We start from the raw sequence: 18542 nt of genomic DNA, 5'->3' as shown, positions 1-18542 counted from the left end.
CGGGAATTCGCCTTCGCTCGGTGAACGGGCAGGTCGGAGCCGGTGGCACGGCGGCGGCCCGGCAGCCGGAACGGTGCGGTCCGGTGCCGGGCGGGGGCGGTACGGCGACGGTGCCGGGCCTCAGCCCTCGTGCACGCCGGGCGTCAGCCGTACCGTCACCGTCTTGGGCCGCTGGTACTCCTGGAGCGCCAGCGCGCTCAGGTCCGTGCCGTGGCCGGACGCGCCGCGCCCGCCGTGCGGAAGCTCCGCCGTCTGCACCAGATGACAGTTGAGCCATGCCTCGCCCGCGTCGAGGCGTGCGGCGAGATCGAGCCCCGCACCGAGACGGTCCGTCCACACACTGGCGGCCAGGGCCTGCGGGACGCTGTTGGCCAGACCCAGAGCCGCTTCCACCGTGTCCGCGTGCTGGACCGTGAGGAGCGGGCCGAAGACCTCCTCGGTGACCGCCGGGTCGTCGTCCGGGAGATCGGCCAGCACGAGGGCCGGACGCCAGTGGCCCCGCTCCTCGCCCGGCGGCACGGCGAGCGCCGCCGCCGATCGACGTTTCGCGGACGACGAGGCGACGAGGGCGTCGTACCGCGCCACCTGGTCCGGGTTGTTCAGCGGGCCGAAGTCGCGGCCCGCCAGCCGGGCGCCCATCGCCTCCGACAGCCGGGCCACTGTCGGCTCGTAGTTCTCCGTCAGCGTGATCACCCGGGCCGGGGCGGCACAGCTCTGCCCCGCGTTGTACGTGGCCGCCGCCGCGAGCGAGGCGTAGGTGTCCGCCGGGGCGTCCGGGAGCACGACGGCCGGAGCGTTGCCGCCCAGCTCCAGGCTGGTCCGGCGCGTCCCCGCCCGTGCCGCCACCTCCAGGCCCGCCCGGCCGCTGCCCGTGAACGCGACCATGTCCACCGGGGATTCGACCAGCAGCCGGCCGGTGTGCCGGTCACCCGGAAGACACTGCACCACGCCCTCGCCCAGAGCCCGCGCGGCATGTTCCGCCAGCAGCCGCAGCGAGTCGGGGGTGCTCTCCGCGGGCTTCACCACCACCGTGTTGCCCGCGGCGAGTGCCGGGGCGCAGCGCCAGGCGGCCATCATCAGCGGATAGTTCCACGGGACGATCACCCCGACCACGCCCATCGGCTCCCAGCGCACCCAGCTCTCGTGCCCGGCCACCAGCCGCCCCGCCGCGGGGGCCGTCCGGGTCCGCGCCGCCGTCGCGTAGAAGCGGAACAGATCCGCCACCTGTTCGACCTCGCCCGCGCTCTCCGACTCCGGCTTGCCCGTCCCGGCCCGCTCCAGCGCCGCGTACCGCGCCGCCCCGTCCTCGATCAGCGCCGCCAGCCGCTCCAGGCGCCGCGCCCGGTCCCGGGGTGTCAGGGCGCTCCACGCGCCGAGCGCCGTGCGGGCCGTCGCCACGGCCGCGGCCACCTCGGGCCCGCGCGAGAGGGGGGCCGTGCCGCGCGGGTGTCCCGTGCGAGGGTCGGTGAGTCGGGTGTTCATCGCTGCTCCGCTCGTCGCTTCCTGTCGCTCGTCCTTCACAACTCGTACGACCGCAGCCAAAGTTCCAGCGTCAGCACCAGCCACAGCTTGCCGCCCTGACGAGGCAGGAGTGTGCCCTCGCCCTTCATCCACGTACGGATCGTGTCGGGGCGGAACAGTCCGCGGCGGGCCGACTGCCGGCTCAGCAGCAGATCGTTTCCCAGCTCGCGCAGCGGCCCCGTCAGCCACTGCTGCACCGGCACCCGCATCCCGCTCTTCGGGCGGTCCACGACGGTGTCCGGGAGGAGGTCGCGGACGGCCTCCTTGAGGATCCACTTCTCCGTCGAGCCGCGGAGCTTGTACGTCGGCGGCGTCGCGAAGGCGTGGTCGACGACCCGGCGGTCGAACAGCGGCGCCCGGCCCTCGATGCCCTGGGAGGCCGTCAGACGCTCCACCTTGGTCAGGATGTGGTGCGCGCCCTTGGTCCGCAGATTGCAGTGCAGGAGCTGGTTGAGCAGATGACCCATCCGGTGCGGGCCGTCCGCCCCCGGGGACAGATACGGCTCGACGAACCGCTGGGGGGCCGGGGCGTCGCGCAACGCGTCCAGTGTCCCCGGGGTCAGCAGCACCGGGAGGTCCGTCCAGCACTTGCGGTACGAGCGCAGATAGGCCGTCGCCCGGTCCTCGTCCCAGGGGGCCCCGGGTTCGCGGTGCATCTCCTGCACCAGCATCGGGAGGTTCTTCGGACCGCCGAACACGGGGTCGCCGCCCTCGCCGTTGAGCACCACCGAGGCGCCGTCCGCCGCCACGGCCTCCGCGAGCAGCAGGTTCGGGACCGTCAGGGGATCGCCCACCGGGCTGTCCAGGAGCGCGGCCGCCTCCGCGAGCCGTGAGGCGACCGTGTCCCCGGACACGTTCAGCACCCGGTGGCGGGTGCGGCAGTGGGCGGCGACCAGGCCCGAGTAGCCCAGTTCGTTGGGGAGTTCGTCGCCGAAGCTGATGGAATACGTATGCACCGGACGGCTGTGGAGCTTCGCCGCCAGCGCGGTCACGAGGGAGCTGTCGATCCCGCCGGAGAGGAGGACCGCCGCCGGCTCGGCCCGCGGGAGCCGGTCGGCCGTCGCCCGCTCCAGGAGCGTCCGCAGCGCCAGGACATGCGCCGCCGGATCCCGCGGCGCAGGCTCCGCGAGTTCCTCGCGGGGTTCCCAGTACACCGTCTCGACGGCCGTGCCGTCCCGGCCCAGCCGCAGCACCCGGCCGGGCAGGACCTCCCGGACACCGGTCAGGAGCGTCTCCTCGCCCGGCAGATAGGCGAACGTGAGGAACGAACGGACCGCGGACAGATTCATCGACGTACCGAGCGCGGGCCATCGGCGCAGCGCCCGGAGCGAGGTGGAGGCCGCCCAGGCACCCTCGGCGCGGGCGTAGAAGACCGTCCTCGCGCCCACCTGGTCGCGGATCACGATCAGATCCGTTCCGTCCAGCACGGCCAGGACGAACATGCCCTCGGCGAGCGCCAGGCCCGTCTCGCCGAGCCGCGCCCAGCAGCGCAGCAGGAGTTCGCCGTCGGAGCACCGGGCGGGTACGGGAGCCCCCTCCGCGTGCAGCGCGGCCAGGAGGTCCGGGCGGTTGTGGAGGGTGACCTCGCCGGCCGCCGTCAGACCGTACGCGGTGAACGGGCCCTCCGCACGGCCGGGTTCGCCCGCTATCAGCCCGAGATCGGCGCCCGGTACGTCCACGGGGTCCCGGCCGTCCGCTGCCGCGCCCATCGCCTCGGTGTGCGTCCGGGCCTGCCCGGTCGTCGGGGCCAGGCTGACACACAGACGTGTCATGGACGGCTCCTTTCCTCGGTGTTCCAGTTCCTGTTCCGTGCCGCTGCCCGCTGCCCGCTGCCCGCTGCCCGCTGCCCGTTGTCCTGCGGCCTCCGCTGTCGCCGCCGGCTCCGGCTCCGGCTCCGGTGCCGTGACGTGGCGGGGCTCAGCCGAAGTCGTCGTCGCTCCAGACGTCCTCGCCGTCGTTCCACCCCGCGTCCCAGTCGTCGGACCCGCCGTCACCGGAATCGCCGCTCCCGCCTCCGCCCGCGTCCCCGCCGGAGTCCCCCGAGGACGAGGACTGGCTCTGTGCCTGCTGCTGGCGGAGTGCTTCCTCCTCCTCCGGGCTCATGCTCAGCGGCGGAAGCTGGGCGGCGGTGATGGCGAGCCCCGCCACGCCCAGGCCCGCGAGCATGGCGCCCGTCCTGCCGCTGAACGACGTCCGGTTGACCATCACCGACTCACCGCGCCCCCATAGGGTGCGGCCGTACCCGATGTCCCGGGCGTAGGTCACCGTCCCGTCGGCGAAGGTGCGCTTGATGACGCGGTCGCCGAGCAGTTCGTCGGTACCGGAGGCGTTCCGGTTGTCGTGCCAGCGCACGAGATGACGGTGGGAGCGCTCGCGGTGGCGCCACTCCTCGCGCCCGTCCTCGTAGCGCCGGTGGACGCTGCCGTCGGCGAGCAGTTCGTCGGAGTAGCCGATCTCCTGAGGCCGGATCATCGTGTGTTCCTCGGGTCTGTGGGGCCGTCGTGGCCGGGGGGTTCGGGGCTCGCCGGAACGGGGCGCCCGCGGGTCACGGGCGGGAGGCGTGGCGGCCGATGAGGCCGTTCATCAGGTGGGCCAGGTCAGGAAGCCCGTGGTACGCAGCCCCCGCAGGTCGCTCCACAGGGAATTCCGGGGCGGTCGCGCTCCCCGCGTGAGGCGCAGCACCGTACGCACCAGGCGGGGCGCCGGCACGGCCGCGACCTGCGCGAAGTGTCCCCGCGCCAGCCACCCGGCCTCCTGGGGCCGCAGCGCCGGTGGCCAGGCTCCGCGCGGGGCGGCCGGCGCCGGGCCGCGCCCGGTGGGCAGCCGCAGGGCGGCCGCGTGCCGGGGTACGAGTCCGATGGAGGAGATCCGGACGCCGGGGACGGGACCGAGCGCGGCCCTGATCCGTGCCGGAAGGCCGATGCCCTGCGGGCTCGCGTCGTGCAGCACATGGACCGTCGCGCCCTCGGCCCGCTCCAGAGCCGTGCGCAGGCGCGGGGCGAGCGGCAGGGCGTCGGCCGCCGCGAGCACCAGGCACGCCGCCTCCAGATGCACATGGTTGGCCAGCAGCATCCGGGCGATCGAGAGGTCCTGGCAGACCAGAACGCGGGGCAACCCGTAGGCGTAGAGATCGGGTTCACCGGAACCCGGCGCGGCCGGGGGCCGGGGGAGTGCCGTCGGCGCTGCCGGGACCGGCGGGAGCAGGCCGGCGACGGTCTGTCTGCCGCGCGCCTCCAGGGCGCGGGTGAACGTCGGCAGCCGCAGGGGAGGGGACGTCGTACGCGGGACCCGGGTGAGCAGGGCCGAGGCCGGGCTCAGGACACGGCATGTCTCGTAGTAGAGCTGCCGTTCCGTGAACCTGATGCCGCCGGGGCCCGCGGCGCGGGCGGCGGCCTTGGTGATGGCGAGATCGAGGAGACGGAGTCCGGGCCGGTGGCCCGTGCGGGGGGCCGGGGCCGCGCAGGCCGCGTCTGCGGGGTCCTGGGGGTGTCGCGGGGTCATGCGGAGCTGGGCCTTTCCTTCTTGGTGGTGCCGCTGCCGGGCCGGCCGGTGCCCCGCTCCCGAGCGGGCCGCGGCACCGGGGGCCAGCTGAGGAAACCGCTGGTGTCCGCGCTCCGGCTGCTGGGGGGCGTGGTGGCCAGGGCCCGTTCCACCGCGCGTACGACGACCGATTCGAGAAGGCGCGGCGGCACGGCGGCGACCGGGCTCCAGAATCCTTCGATGAGCCATGCGGCGTCCGCCCCGGACAGACCCGCGACCGTGCGGAGCTGTTCCTCGTCGGCGGACCGGCAGGGCCGGGCGAGCCGTACGACACCCGCCCTGCCCCGTGCCGCCGGGACGGGAAGCCCCGCGTCCACCACGACGCGGCCGGGCTGCGCGGCACGCAGCAGCGGTACCAGCAGGACTCCGGACGGATCGGCGTCGTGCAGGACCACCAGCGGCAGCGCGGTCCGGTACCCGGCGAGCTGGGCGAGGGCATCGGTCACCACGGCGGCGTGCCCCGTGGTTCCCTCCGGGACGGTGGGGCGCAGGAGAACGGCTCCCAGCCGGCCCGGTAGGCCGTTCGCCGTGAGGAAGAGCGCCACCACCGGGTCGGTGCACAGGATCAGGGACGTGGGCCGGGCCACCGGCGCCGCCGTACGGGCACCACCCGTGCCACCCGGCCGGGGCAGCGGGTGCGCGTCGTCGAAGACGCCCTTCGGCAGGCTGCCGTACGCCGCTGACCAGGCGCCCGTCATCAGCACGCGGAACGTCTCCTCGGACGGGATCACCTGGGAGCGCGGCAGCTGACCGGGGCGATGGCGCAGGAGCGACGCGGCGACGAGGACCAGGAAGGCCGCGACCCCGGCGAAGAACGCGAGGTCACCGCCCGCCAGAACCGCGCACACCAGGAGCGCGGCGGCCACCGGCAGCGCCACCAGCCAGCGGAGCCCCGCCGGCACGCCCTCCGGCTCCCGCGCGCCCCAGGCGTAGTTGTGGGTACGCGACAGATACCAGAGCTGGGTGAGGGTGACCTTCAGGCGGCCGTGATCGGTGGCGCGCTCGGCGATGTTCCGTATCCGGACGTCGTTCATGCCCCGACCGTGTACCGCGGGGTCGAGCGCGAAGCGCTTCCGGCAACGCGGGCACACACGGCCCGCGCGCTCCTTGCGCGTGATCGAGGCGGCGCACCGCGGGCAGATCACGGCCCACCCGGCCCTTCCGGGCCCGGCCAGGTCATGAAGCCCACGGACGCGGCGCGACGCTGTTCCGGACCGGCGTCGCGGGTGAGCTGTTCGAAGACCCGTGCGACGGCGGCCAGCAGCCGGGCCGGGGGCATCCCGATGAGCGGGAACCGCCAGCCCTTGCCCAGCCACTCCAGATCCTGCGCACTGTGTCCGCCGAGCTCGGCGAGCCGCGCCATCGTCGCCGGGTCGGGCCTGCCGCCCCGTTCGCGGTAGGGCACCGCCCGGTCGAGACCGCGGACGGAACGCAGCGGCAGCCCGGCGTCGATCACCGTGCGCCGGTCCAGACTCTCGCGGACACGCCGGGCGAGGAGCTCCCCGTGCGCGTCGGCGTCATGGAGCACGATCACCGGGCCCCGGGTGGGCAGGGCGTGGACCGTGCGGAGGTCCTCGGCGAGCGCGACCCCGTACCGGCCGGGCAGCCCGTCGGCGGCGAGGAACGCCAGGACCGAGCGGTCGGGGCACAGGAGTACGGCCCGGGGCGGGGTGCCGGGGAGCGGCCGCGTTCCGGCCGGGGAGGGAAGGGGCCGGGTGTCGTCGAGCACCCCCGGCGGCAGAGCGCCGTACACACACTGCCAGCGTACGAGCGCCTCCGAGCGGAACGCCGCACGGCTCATGACGGGGATTCCCCGGCCCGCACCGGAGGCCCGCGCGTAGGCGATGCCCGTGGAGACGAGCAGCAGGACGCCGCAGAGGACCGAGAAGAACACGGCTTCGACGGCGAGGGCGAGGACACCGGACACCAGGCCGACGAAGAGCGAAGTGCCCGCGCACCCCCGCGCGTACGTGCCCTCCTTGAGGCGTTTGCGCGAGAGCGCGTACCACAACTGGTCCGGCGTCACCGCGATGCTGCCGTCCCGCGTCAGCTTGGCGAGGACCCTGCGCACCCGCAGATCGCTCAGGTGCAGGGAGTTGGTCTTGGGGTCGAGCGCGTACGCGCGCTTGCAGTGGGAGCAGGTGTTCCTGGGGCGCTCCTTGCGGAGCAGGTTCTTCGCGCAGTGCGGACAGATCACCGGCGGACCTCCAGAGCGGTCGCCATCCTGCGCAGTCGTGCGGCCAGACGTTCACGGACGGTGGTGGCGGCGATGCCGCGGTCCTGCTGGAACCGCTCGATGTCGCGCAGGGCGGCGGCGAGTGCGCGGTGGTCGGTGGTGGTGGCGGTGGCCGTCCGGCCGGACGCAGGGGTGCCGCCCTCGGCGCGGCGCTCGGCCTCCCCGGCGGTGATCGCGTAGTCCTCGTGGTCGATCCCGTAGCCGGTGTTGGCCGCGAGGATGGTCAGCGGATCGGTGCCCCTGTTCGCGAAGGAGTGCGGCATCATCTCCGGGATCCGTATCAGCGTCCCGGGAGTCAGCGGGACCTCGGTGACCAGGCCGCGGTCCCGGTCGTGGAGGCCGCAGGACGCGTGGCCGAGGCTGAGGACGAAGTGCTCGCCGCCATGGGCGTGCGGGGTGAAGGCGCTGCGCGGCCCCACGACGCCGAGCTTGACGGTGGCGTTCGAGGGGCGCTCCGGCGAGGTCGCCGCGTCGCCCACCAGATAGCGGGCGAACTGCCCGTCGTCGATGAAGCGGAGGAACTCCCGCCCGGGTCCGAGCTCACGCGCGCCGTCGCGGTCCGCCAGCTCGATGCTTCCGTCCGGCCGCAGGTGGTACAGCTCCACGCCGCCGGGGAGGGTGTGCCACGCTCCGCGCGGCATGACGTCGGATATGCCGTCCTTCGGCCGTCCGGACATCGCGGCTCCCCCTCGTGGTCCCGATTCTCGCTGCGCAAGCGCATCGTATGGCGCCGGTTCACCACGGGGAGAGCCTTTGCGGTGACTGCCCGGTGAAGCGCGGGGAAACGGTGGGGAGGGCGGGGAGCGGGAGGCGCGGCAGGTCACCGGGCCGGCCGGCGCGGGATGACCGGCGCGCCCGCGAGCTGTCCCGCCCTTAGCCTGGACCGGAGTGCTGTTTCTCCGACCGTGCCGCACGGCCGAAAGGTGAGATCGTGAGCGCCTCCCAGGACGAAGAGGGCGGGACGGAGTCCCGCGTGGGGCACGAACCCCAGGGGGATCCGGTATCCCGGCCCTATCACCACCCGGCCGCCGGATGGGGCGCGGCCAGGAGCGTGACCCGGTTCATGCTGCGCGAGGGCGTCCTCGCCGACGGACCGCGGGCGATCATGCGGCATCGACCACCGCCCCTCCGGCGAGTTCCTGGACCGGCTCGCCGCGGCCTGCGCCGTCCGGCCGCCGCGTGAGCCCGGCCTGGACACCGTCTCCACGATCCGGGCGATGCACGAGGGAGAGGTGAAGGTCTTCGTCGGCATGGGCGGCAACTTCGCCCTCGCCGCCCCCGACACCGCGTACACCCACGAGGCGCTGCGCACCTGCGAACTCACGGTCCAGGTGAGCACCAAACTGAACCGCAGCCATCTCGTCCACGGCCGTCGCGCCCTCATCCTGCCGTGCCTGGGCCGCACGGAGAAGGACCATCAGCTCAAGGGTGTCCAGAGCACTTCCGTCGAGGACTCGATGAGCATGGTGCACCTGTCCGCCGGCATGAGGCGCCCCGCCTCACCGCACCTGCTGTCCGAGCCGGCGATCATCGCCGGCATGGCCCGTGCCGCCCTGCCCGGCAGTGCCACGCCCTGGGAGTGGTACATCGAGGACTACGACCGTATCCGCGACACGATGGCCCAGGTCCTCGACGGTTTCGAGGACTTCAACCGCCGCGTACGGCTGCCGCTCGGCTTCCGTATCAAGCAGCCCGCCCGCGAACTGGTCTTCCGCACCCACTCCGGCCGCGCCGAGTTCTCAACCGCCGTCCTGCCCGACGTGGTCCCGGCGCCGGGGACGCTGGCCCTGGGCACGATGCGCTCCCACGACCAGTGGAACACCACCATCTACTCCGCCGACGACCGCTACCGGGGCATCAAGAACCTGCGCACCCTGGTCTTCATGAACCGGGACGACATGCGCGAACGCGGGATCTCGACGTTCCAGCCCGTCGACATCACCAGTACCGCCAAGGACGGGAGCCGCCGCTCCCTCGCGGGCCATCTGGCCGTGCCCTACGACATCCCCCGCGGCTGCGCGGCCGGATACATGCCCGAGATGAACGTCCTGGTGGGGCTGTGCGACTACAGCACCCAGAGCGACCAGCCGCTCATGAAGCACGTCAAGGTCACCATCGCGCCCGCGGCGTGAGCGGGGAGCCGTCCAGGGGACCGGATCTCCACCCACCCCTCAGAATGGGGGACATGAGATCCACGAAGCCTGCCCAGCACCCGGGGTCATGACGTCCGCGGTCGTCGTCGGCGGCGGGCCCAACGGGCTCACCGCCGCGGCCCTTCTCGCACGCGCGGGCCTGCGCGTCACGCTCCTGGAAGCCGCCGACGAGACCGGCGGCGGCACCCGCAGCCACGAGGCGGTCCTGCCCGGACTGCTGCACGACCACTGCTCGGCCACCCACCCCATGGCCGTCACCTCACCGGCGCTGCGTTCGCTCGGTCTGGAGCGCCACGGACTGCGCTGGCGGCTGCCCGAGATCGACTGCGTACACCCTCTCGACGACGGCACGGCCGGAGTGCTGCGGCGCTCCGTCGCGGAGACGGCGGACGGACTCGGAGCCGACGGACGGCGCTACCGGGCGCTGATCGGACCGTCGGTACAGCACTGGGACGCGCTCGCCCAGGACGTGATGGGCCCCCTGTCGCGCATCCCGTCGCACCCGCTGCTGCTCGCGCGCTTCGGCCTGCCGACCACGCTGCCCGCCGCGGTCCTGGCACGCCTGTTCCGCACTCCGAGGGCACGGGCCCTGTGGGCAGGGGTGGCGGCGCACGCCTTCCGCCCGCTGTCCGCCCCGTTCGGCTCGGCCATCGGACTCGGCATCCTCACCGCCGGCCATGCCTCCGGCTGGGCCGTCGCCGAAGGCGGCTCGCAGGCCATCGCCCGCGCCATGGAGCGGGCACTGCGGGAATACGGCGGCACGGTCCACACCGGCGTGCGCATCACCGACGCCCGGCAGATCCCACCCGCCGACGTGACCCTCCTCGACCTCGACCCCGGGCAGGTAGCCGCCGTCTACGCGGACCGGCTGCCGGTGCGGGTACGGGACGCCTACCGGCGCTTCCGGCGGGGCCCCGGCGTGTACAAGGTCGATCTGGCCGTCGAGGGAGGCGTGCCCTGGACCCACGAGGACGCGCGACGGGCCGGCACCGTGCACCTCGGCGGCCCGCTCGCCGAGGTCGCGCACACGGAGAAGGAGGTGGCGGCCGGACGGATGCCCACGCGCCCCTTCGTCCTGGTCGGCCAGCAGTACCTCGCCGACCCCTCGCGGTCCGCCGGGAACGTCCACCCCGTCTGGACGTACGCCCATGTCCCGCACGGCTACGACGCGGACGCGACCGAGGCGGTACTGCGGCAGCTCGAACGCTTCGCCCCCGGCGTCCGCGAACGCGTCCTGGGCCTCCAGGTCACCCGGCCGGCCGGCTTCGCCGCGGCCAACCCCAACTTCGCCGGCGGCGACATCCTCACCGGAGCAAGGACGGTGCCCCAACTCCTCCTGGGCGCCCGCCCGGCACTCGACCCGTACGCCACCGGCCTGGACGGGGTCTACCTCTGCTCGGCCGCCACCCCGCCCGGTCCGGGAGCCCACGGCATGTGCGGCGCGGGCGCGGCGGCGTCGGCGCTGCGCCACCTCGGTATCCGTCCGGGTGAGTGACCGCGCCGCTCAGGTACGCCACCACGGTTCCGGCCCGTACAGGCCGCGGGCGGCCGGCCGCGGGGCGGCCGTCCCGGACCCCGGGCGAGCGCAGTGCCCCGCCGACAGGTGTGCGGCGTACGGGCGGGCGCAGCGTCGGGGCCGGGCCTCCCGGGGCCGGACCGTCCGAGGCCGGACCATTCGAGGCCGGCCTGGTCGCGGAGACCGCTCGGAGCTGCCGGCCGGCCCCGGGCCTCCCGGGCGGATCACGGCGAATCCGGCTCCTCCGGGGTCCGCTCCGTGGCCTGCCGGGCCAGCTCGGCCCGGAGTTCGTCGGGGTCGAACGCCAGCAGCTCGTCCAGTGCCCGGTTCCACCCCTCGGCCGCCCGGTCCACCGCCGAGCGGAAGCTCCGTCGCAAGGGGCGCCCGGCCACCATCAGGGCGAGAGCGGCGACCGGCCGCAACAGCCACCGCCCGCGCACGGTGGCCGCGACATCCACCTGCCACCGGCCGCCGTCCGCCCGACGGGGCCGCAGATGCAGCCGGGCCTCTCCCAGCCGGTGCTTCAGACGCGCGGTCGCCGGTGCCCGTGCCACAGGCGGGGCCCCGGGTTCGAGACCGGCCGCGGCCCACCACGCGTCCGGATCGAACCGTGCCCTGCCCGTACCCCGGTGCAGCGCCCCCGAGCCCTCGGGGCCCCGTACCCGTGCGGTGGCCTCCACGAGCCGCAGGTGGTCGGGGCTGCTCAGCCGCAGGGTCACCCGTGCCGTCAGTTCCTCCGAGACCAGCACCTGTTCCACCGCGATCGACCGGCGGGGCCGCCATTCGCGCACGATCACGGCCATCCGGTCCGAGGTTCCGGCATCCGTGTACTCGTACCGCGCGCCGGGACGCAGATGGCGCCCCTTGACCAGCCGGACATCCGGCACCGGCTGTCCGTCCGCCAGGCGGATCTCGCCGCCGCGCGCCCGAGTGGATTCCGCGAAGTCGACCAACAGCTCGACGACTTCGCGGAACCGGCCGGATTCCACGGCCGTGACGGTCACCGAGTGGCGGAGAACGGTCATGGCGTCCGGCCTCCGGAGGCCGGACGGCCCCGTAGTGCCGAAGGAAGCCTCCCGCGCGAACCGCTCACTGTTCCCCGCCCCCCGGCCGGTGCCGCTCACTCCATCGAATTCCGGACCAATGTACCGTCGGGCGCCCTCGGCGGGGCATGCGACCCGTCTCCCGCTCCGCGTGCACGGCGCCCCGGGAGAACCGGCGATGCCCCTGTCTGCGTCGAATGCGCTCATCCAGGTGGATTCGCCCCTTCGGGGGGCCGCGGGGTCCGGTGCCGGCGGGATGATGCCGCAACAGAATGCCCGACCGTTGGGAGATCCCTGGCATGGCTGTGCACGAACCCGAATCCGGCGACCTCGAAGACGCACCCCTCGACCTGGCCGGTCAGGAACTGGTGCGGGATCCGTTCACCACCTACGCGCGCATCGGCGAACGCGGGCCGATGGTGCGCGGGTGCGTGCGCGGTGTCGACCCGATGTGGGTGGCCACCCGTTACGACGACATCCGTACGCTCATGAGCGACCCCCGCTTCACGATCGACGCCGCGGCCGTCCCCGGCGCACCGGTGGCGCACCGCACCGAACAGACCTGGCAGGCCCGCGGTATGCACGCGGACAACGAGAGATATCTGCGCGCCGGGATCTTCGACGCGGACGGCGCCGACCACCGCCGTCTGCGCGGCCTGGTCACCGCCGCCTTCTCCCCCCGGCGCGTGGCCTCCCTGCGCCCCAGGATCGACACCATCGCCGCCCAGCTGCTGGACCGCCTGCCGGAGCGGGCCGAGGACGGTGTCGTCGACCTCGTCGAGCACTTCGCCCGGCCGCTGCCCATCACCGTCATCTGCGAACTCATCGCCGTCCCCGAGGCCGACCGGGACCGCTGGCGTGCCCGCAGCACCACCCTGACCGCCGGCATCTGCGGCGAGGAACTGGGCGACGCGCTCGCCGGCATGGTCGACGACGCCCACACGCTCATCGCGAGCCACGCCGCGCACCCCGGGGACGACCTCATCTCCGACCTGCTCAGCCCCCACCAAAACGACCGGCTGAGCATCGACGAACTGGTCTCGCTCATCGTCAACCTCGTCGTCGCCGGGCACATCACCACCGTCAACCTCATCAGCAACGGCGTCGAAGCGCTTCTCAGCCATCCCGCCCAACTCGCCCTGCTGCGACGGGACCTCCCCCTCATGCCGCACGCCGTCGACGAGCTCATGCGCTACTGCGGTCCCGTCGTGCGCGCACTGCCCCGCTACGCCACCTGCGACACCACCCTCGGCAGCACCCCGGTGCGCGCCGGTGACGCGGTCCTGCCGATCGTGTCCGCGGCCAACCGGGACCCCGCCGCGTTCACCGACCCGTACCGCCTCGACATCACCCGCAACCGCCGCGGCCGCGAACCCCACCTCGGATTCGGCCACGGTGCCCATCGCTGCCTCGGAGCGCACCTCGCGCAGGAAGAGGCCGCCGGTGCCCTGAGCGCGCTGTTCAGCCGCTTCCCCGGGCTGCGGCTCGCCGCCGACCCGGAGGACCTGGAACGTGGCACCAACCCCGTCAACTGGCATCTGAAGGCCCTCCCCGTGTACCTGTGATCCCTGGTCGGGGCATGAGGGCCGCCCCGCAGCGAAAGGCGCCTGCCGGGTGGAAGACCTGGTCAGGCGCCTCTTCCCGCGGGTGCGGAGGCTTTCGGCCTCCATATGGCAGAGGTGTGTCCCGTGAGGGCGGGCCTTGCTCGCGGCACCGGGGCGCCACTCACTCCCGCAGCACCGGCTCGGTCGTGTCCTTGCCCAGGAGTTCGTGGAGCAGTTGCGTGGCGGGCAGCGCCGAGTGGAAGTACACGTACTCCCGCCGGTGCTCGACCACGGCGACCATCGTGCGCAGGGTGTCCACCGCGTCCTCCCGCTGCCCGGCACGGTGCTGGGCCTGGGCCAGCAGCCCCAGATGGAGGGGCAGACGTATATGGGTCCGGGACAGCCGCAGTTCGGCCAGCGAGTTCTTCATCCCGGCAATCCCCTCCGGCCGGCCGCCGTGCGCGAGGGCCCAGCCCAGCGGCAGATGAAGCATCGCCTTCCAGTAGTACAGCCCGTGCTCGACGGCCAGCCGGACCCCTTCGGTGCCCGAGGAACGCGCCGTCTCCACATCGCCCTCCCAGGCGGCCACGACCGCGTTGACATAGAGGGCCTGGGTACGGTCCCAGGGCCTGCTGTCGTGCTGGGTCAGCCTCAGCAGGCGCCGGCGCTGTTCGGCCGCCGCCGCACGGTCCCGCAGCAGCCAGCGGGCGAAGACGTCGTAGGAGCGGAAGTAGACACGGGGGTCGGAGCGGTACACGCCGTCCGGCAGCCTGCCCTCACGAGCGAGCCGGTCGGCCAGTCCGACACCCTGCTCCAGCTCCTTCAGCGCGTCCGGCAGCAGGCCCCGGACGAAGAGCGCCGCACTCTCGCCGAACGACGCGCCCAGCTGCGCCGTCGGGCCGCCGGTGCGCTCGGCGATGTTCCTGAGCAGGGCCGACAGCTGCCGTGACTCGTCGTAGCACCCGCGGACGAGGAGCGATGCCCCCAGCATCGACAGGACCGCCGGGTCGTCCGACGTCTGGGGGGTCGGGAGAAGGGCGTGCCCCCGGGCGATCTCGGCCTCGGCCTCGGCATCGCCGAACCCGCGGATCTGGCCCAGCAGGCGGCCCAGTTCCAGGTGGAGGCGCTGCTCCAGGTCGCGGGCTTCCGTGTCCCCGCGCAGCGAGCCGGCCATCCCGACCGCACGCCGCAGCCACAACTCGCGTTCCCCGGAGGCGAGGCGCAACTCCGCGTTCCCGGCGGCGCGCAGCAGCCAGGGGAGCACCTGCTTCGCCGGCATGGCGTCCTTGCCGTGCCATGCGTGATGGGCGACGCGGCCGATCTCCTCCGGAGTGCTCCGCGCGTGTACGTGCGAGGACAGCGCGTCGGCGTACCGGGCGTGCGTCTGGTGGCGCTCCTCGTCCGTCAGCTCGGCGGTGAGCACCTCCTGCGCCTGAGGAGGAGCGAGGCGGAGCCGTCCGGTGTGCTGCCGGTCGGCGGTGAGCAGGCCGTAACGGATCGCCGACTCCACGACCGCGACGGCCGATTTGCCGCCGGTGGCGCGGCAGAGCGGTTCGAGTTCGCCATCGGGTGCGACGACCGCGCACAGCCGCAGCAACCGCAGGACCGGCTCCGGCAGCATGGCGAACTCCTGGCGCAGGACCTTGCGCGCGCACGTCACTATGAGGCCGAGCAGTTCGTTGGTGCCGCGCGGATCACGCAGGTCCCGGGCGTCGCTGAGCAGGGAGAGCATCTGGAGGACGAAGTAGGGGCTGCCCGTGCTCTGACGGTGCAGCGCGTCGATGACCCGCTCGTCGACACCCGGCCCGGCGTGCGCGTCGACGAGCGTGGCGACTTCCTGCCGGGCCAGTCCGGCCAGCCGCAGTATGTCCGTGTTGGGACCCTTGAGCACCTCGGTCATCACGCGGAACCGCGAGGCGTCGGGCCAGGCCTCCAGGTCCCAGCCGGTCAGCACGATGCTGAGGGAATGCCCCTGGCGCCGGGTGCTCAGCAGACGGAGCAGGTCCAGCGATGCGGCATCCGCCCAGTGCACGTCCTCCAGGAGCAGGACCAGCGGCCTCTGTGCGGCCAGCGTGAACAGGACTTCGCAGAGCGCGTCATGGGTCCGGAAGGAGTCGTGGGAGCTGTCCGGATCACGGCCGCCCCCGCCCGGCGGCGCGCCCTGCCCGCCGGGCAGGAGAGGGGCCAGTAAGGAGCCGAAGGGCGCGGCGGCGGTCCGGAATTCATCGGGCCGGGCCGCCGCCAGCCGGCGCAGCACCTGGGTCCACAGCCAGTACGGCGGGACTCCCTCACCGCGGAAACAGCTGCTTCTGATCGTTTCGATGTTCTCGTCCAGGTGCTGAAGCCGCTGGACCAGCTCCATCACCAGATGTGTCTTGCCGAGCCCGGAGGATCCGAACACACAGGCCAGATGTCCACGGCCGGTCGCCGAGCCGGACGTCGCGGCGACCAGACGCCTCAACTCCCTTTCGCGGCCGGTCAGCTGCGGGGGCAGTGCCGGTTCGCCGAAGGTGAGGCCGGGCACCAGGGACAGCGTCTGTGCCGTACGGCCGGAATCCTTCGGCGTCTGCAGGGTGTGCGCGGAGGGTTCCCCCACCGGTGGAGACACCCCGGTCACCGGTGGGGCCCCGGCCGGGATCGCCGTCCGTTCGGGCAACGGGAATTCGGTGACCCTGTTCTGCGGGTGCTCGCCCGCCGGGGGCAGAGTCCGGTGGCTGCCCAGCTCCTGCCTGAGCAGAGCGGTGTGGAGCTGCTGGAGTTCGGCGGTCGTGTCCACGCCGTACTCCTCGACCAGATAGTTCCGCGTCCACTCGTACACCTCCAGCGCCTCCGCCTGGCGGCCCGACCGGAACAGCGCGGTCATCAGATGGCCCACCAGGCGCTCCCGCGTCGGATGCTGACGCACCTCGCGTTCCAGCTCGGTGACCACCTCGGCGGTCCTCCCCAGGACGAGTCCGGCCTCGGCGGAGGCCTCCAGGGCGGTGAGCCGGACCTGTTCCAGGCGGGTGCTCTCGTCGGCGAGCGGCTGGTGGACGGTGAACTCCGCGTACGGGGAGCCGCGCCACAGCGCGAGCGCCCGGGTGAGCCGGTCCCGGGCGGCGGCGTGATCCTGGCGGGTGAGGAATCGGCGCCCGGCGGAGAGGAGTTGCTCGAACTGGTGGACATCCACCTGTTCCGGAGTCAGTTCAAGGACATATCCGGGTGCCCGGTGGCGCAGTACCGCCGACCTGCCGGGGCCCGCCGCGGGGGCCAGCGCCCGGCGCAGGTGGGATATATGGCTCTGCAGGGTGGCGACGGCCCGCTGCGGCGGGTCGTCCCGCCAGAGCTCCTCGATGAGGACCGTGGTGGGCACGACCCGGCCCAGCCTGATCAGCAGAAGGGCCAGAAGCGCCCGGCGCCGGGGCGGGCCGAGCGGGAGGTCGTGCCCCCCGCACTGGGCCGACATGGGCCCGAGGACCTGAAGCACCGGTCCGGAGGGGGCGGGTGGAGGAGGCGGCGGCAGTGCGGTCTGAGCCTGGCGTACAGACATATTCGGCCCCATTCGTTCTCACGCTTGAGACTTCTCCGGCCAATTGATCTTAGAGCAGGACATGTGCTTCCGCGTGAATCGTGGCTGATGAATGGCTAATAAACGATCACAGAATTGGCAATGCGATTCTCGTGTATGCCGATGCGGCGGGCAAGCGAACGGCAATCGGACGGCAAGGATCCGGACAAGGGTTCGCGCCGGGTCATCAGCATTCCAGCCAGTACGCCGCAAGGGCGGTGCCGCAGCATGTTCCGAACCGACATCGCCGAGTGGGTGTTGGCCGACCACCGGTGCAGACCCTGGAGGCATCAACGTGTTTGCGATTCTCTTCCCTGGGCAAGGGGCGCAGTTTCGGGGCATGGGTACAGATGTTTTCGGCCGCTATCCAGGCATCGCGAGATACGCCTGCGAGGTCCTGGGCTATGACCTCGTCGCACGGTGCCGCGACAATCGGGACGACGTGCTCGCGCGAACGGAGTGCACGCAGCCGGCCCTCTTCACCGTCAATGCGCTGCATACATTCGAGCGTGAGCGCCGTGAGGAGAGGCCTGCCGACTGCTATCTCGGACACAGCCTGGGGGAGTACAACGCGCTCCTGGCCGCCGGGGTCTTCGACTTCGAGACAGGTCTGCGGCTCGTCAGGAAGCGCGGCGAGCTCATGGCCGCGGCCTCGGGCGGCGGGATGAGCGCGGTCATGGACACCCCGGGTCCGCAACTGCTCGACATGCTGCGTGCGGACGGTGTCGAGGACGTGGACCTGGCGGCCTACAACACCGATGCCCAGGTCGTGATCGCCGGCAGTGACGGGGCGCTGCGCGCCGCCCACGCCTCGCTCAAGGCGCGGGGGATCCGCTTCGCCCCGCTGCGGGTCGGCGCGGCCTTCCACTCCCGCCATATGGAACCCGTTCGCACCGAGTTCGAGAAATTTCTCGGAGAATTCACGTTCGCGGAGCCCAGGGCGACCGTGATCTCCAATGTGAGCGGACGGCCCTACGAGAAGGGCACGATCGCCCAGATGCTGGGCAGACAGCTGGTCGAACCGGTGCGATGGTCCGACAGTGTCCGTCACCTCCTTTCTCTCGACCCCGGGCTGGAGTACGAGGAGATCGGCGGGAACTCACTTCTCCGGATGGTGAAGAGTCTCGCGAAGACCGGTGCCCGGAACAATCTCAGGAAAAGCAGGGTGTGAGACATGGACCGAACGAGGCGTATCCAGGCTCTTATCGAGGATCAGTTTCTCGTGGAATTCGATGATGAACTGACGGCCGAGAGTGATCTTTTCAAGGCGGGGGTGATGGACTCCTTCGGATACATTCAGCTCCTCAGTTCCCTCGAAAAGGACTTCTCGCTCCAGCTGACGGACGAGGAGTTCATCGCGAACATTTTCTCTTCGCTGGCGGCCATCGACGCCTTCATCGCGAAAAAACTCGCCGAGCGCGACGACCACTGAGCAAGGAGAC

Annotated in this window: 13 protein-coding genes and 1 pseudogene; 5 read left to right on the top strand and 9 right to left on the bottom strand. The window is 72.6% G+C overall.

The genetic code is table 11. The features are described 5' to 3' along the window. Nucleotides 1-120 precede the first annotated feature (120 nt). The 7 genes from ACIGJO_RS20300 to ACIGJO_RS20270 all read right to left on the bottom strand — a co-directional run bounded on the left by ACIGJO_RS20300 (nt 121) and on the right by ACIGJO_RS20270 (nt 7974). Nucleotides 121-1482, bottom strand: coding sequence for an aldehyde dehydrogenase family protein (locus tag ACIGJO_RS20300; protein WP_399959873.1), 1362 nt, complete (start codon nt 1480-1482; stop codon nt 121-123). Between the two features lie 35 nt (nt 1483-1517). Further along, the gene (locus ACIGJO_RS20295) at nt 1518-3293 is read right to left on the bottom strand and encodes an asparagine synthetase B family protein (protein WP_399959871.1); all 1776 of its coding nucleotides are present in this window, start codon (nt 3291-3293) and stop codon (nt 1518-1520) included. A gap of 145 nt (nt 3294-3438) precedes the next feature. After that, complete coding sequence (locus tag ACIGJO_RS20290; RefSeq protein WP_399959869.1) at nt 3439-3993, bottom strand: hypothetical protein; 555 nt, start codon at nt 3991-3993, stop codon at nt 3439-3441. A gap of 111 nt (nt 3994-4104) precedes the next feature. Beyond that, nucleotides 4105-5022, bottom strand: coding sequence for a hypothetical protein (locus ACIGJO_RS20285; RefSeq protein WP_399959867.1), 918 nt, complete (start codon nt 5020-5022; stop codon nt 4105-4107). Then, nucleotides 5019-6095, bottom strand: a complete 1077-nt coding sequence (locus tag ACIGJO_RS20280) for a hypothetical protein (RefSeq protein ID WP_399959865.1) — start codon at nt 6093-6095, stop codon at nt 5019-5021. Before ACIGJO_RS20280 ends, ACIGJO_RS20285 begins: the two co-directional genes overlap by 4 nt. A gap of 107 nt (nt 6096-6202) precedes the next feature. Next, nucleotides 6203-7258: a hypothetical protein gene (locus tag ACIGJO_RS20275; RefSeq protein WP_399959863.1), complete on the bottom strand. Its 1056-nt coding sequence runs from the start codon at nt 7256-7258 to the stop codon at nt 6203-6205. Continuing rightward, the gene (locus ACIGJO_RS20270; RefSeq protein WP_399959860.1) at nt 7255-7974 is read right to left on the bottom strand and encodes a cupin domain-containing protein; all 720 of its coding nucleotides are present in this window, start codon (nt 7972-7974) and stop codon (nt 7255-7257) included. The genes ACIGJO_RS20275 and ACIGJO_RS20270 overlap by 4 nt, the downstream gene beginning before the upstream one ends. Before the next feature lie 423 nt (nt 7975-8397). On the opposite strand from ACIGJO_RS20270, the pseudogene ACIGJO_RS20265 reads away from it, so the two are divergent. Further along, a pseudogene (locus ACIGJO_RS20265) lies at nt 8398-9429 on the top strand (molybdopterin dinucleotide binding domain-containing protein); the annotation flags it as partial. Nucleotides 9430-9517: 88 nt separating this feature from the next. Then, on the top strand, nt 9518-10945 hold the full coding sequence (locus ACIGJO_RS20260; protein ID WP_399959858.1) for a phytoene desaturase family protein: 1428 nt from the start codon (nt 9518-9520) through the stop codon (nt 10943-10945). Between the two features lie 245 nt (nt 10946-11190). Here ACIGJO_RS20260 and ACIGJO_RS20255 read toward each other — a convergent pair whose 3' ends face one another. Continuing rightward, on the bottom strand, nt 11191-11991 hold the full coding sequence (locus tag ACIGJO_RS20255) for a hypothetical protein (protein ID WP_399959856.1): 801 nt from the start codon (nt 11989-11991) through the stop codon (nt 11191-11193). Nucleotides 11992-12308: 317 nt separating this feature from the next. Between ACIGJO_RS20255 and ACIGJO_RS20250 the strand changes: the two genes are divergently transcribed. Further along, nucleotides 12309-13574: a cytochrome P450 gene (locus ACIGJO_RS20250; protein ID WP_399959854.1), complete on the top strand. Its 1266-nt coding sequence runs from the start codon at nt 12309-12311 to the stop codon at nt 13572-13574. A 160-nt stretch (nt 13575-13734) separates the two neighbouring features. Here ACIGJO_RS20250 and ACIGJO_RS20245 read toward each other — a convergent pair whose 3' ends face one another. Beyond that, entirely contained in the window at nt 13735-16998 is a 3264-nt protein-coding gene (locus ACIGJO_RS20245; protein WP_399959852.1) for a BTAD domain-containing putative transcriptional regulator, read from the bottom strand. A 397-nt stretch (nt 16999-17395) separates the two neighbouring features. Here ACIGJO_RS20245 and ACIGJO_RS20240 point away from each other — a divergent pair, with 397 nt between their 5' ends. Together ACIGJO_RS20240 and ACIGJO_RS20235 are read left to right on the top strand one after the other, a co-directional pair. Continuing rightward, entirely contained in the window at nt 17396-18271 is an 876-nt protein-coding gene (locus tag ACIGJO_RS20240) for an ACP S-malonyltransferase (protein WP_399959850.1), read from the top strand. Nucleotides 18272-18274: 3 nt separating this feature from the next. Continuing rightward, on the top strand, nt 18275-18532 hold the full coding sequence (locus tag ACIGJO_RS20235) for a phosphopantetheine-binding protein (protein ID WP_399959848.1): 258 nt from the start codon (nt 18275-18277) through the stop codon (nt 18530-18532). The last annotated feature ends 10 nt before the right edge of the window (nt 18533-18542 follow it).

This window comes from Streptomyces sp. NPDC079020, from assembly GCF_044542225.1.
Classification (GTDB): Bacteria; Actinomycetota; Actinomycetes; order Streptomycetales; family Streptomycetaceae; genus Streptomyces.
This window is presented reverse-complemented; position numbering and strand designations above follow the sequence as displayed.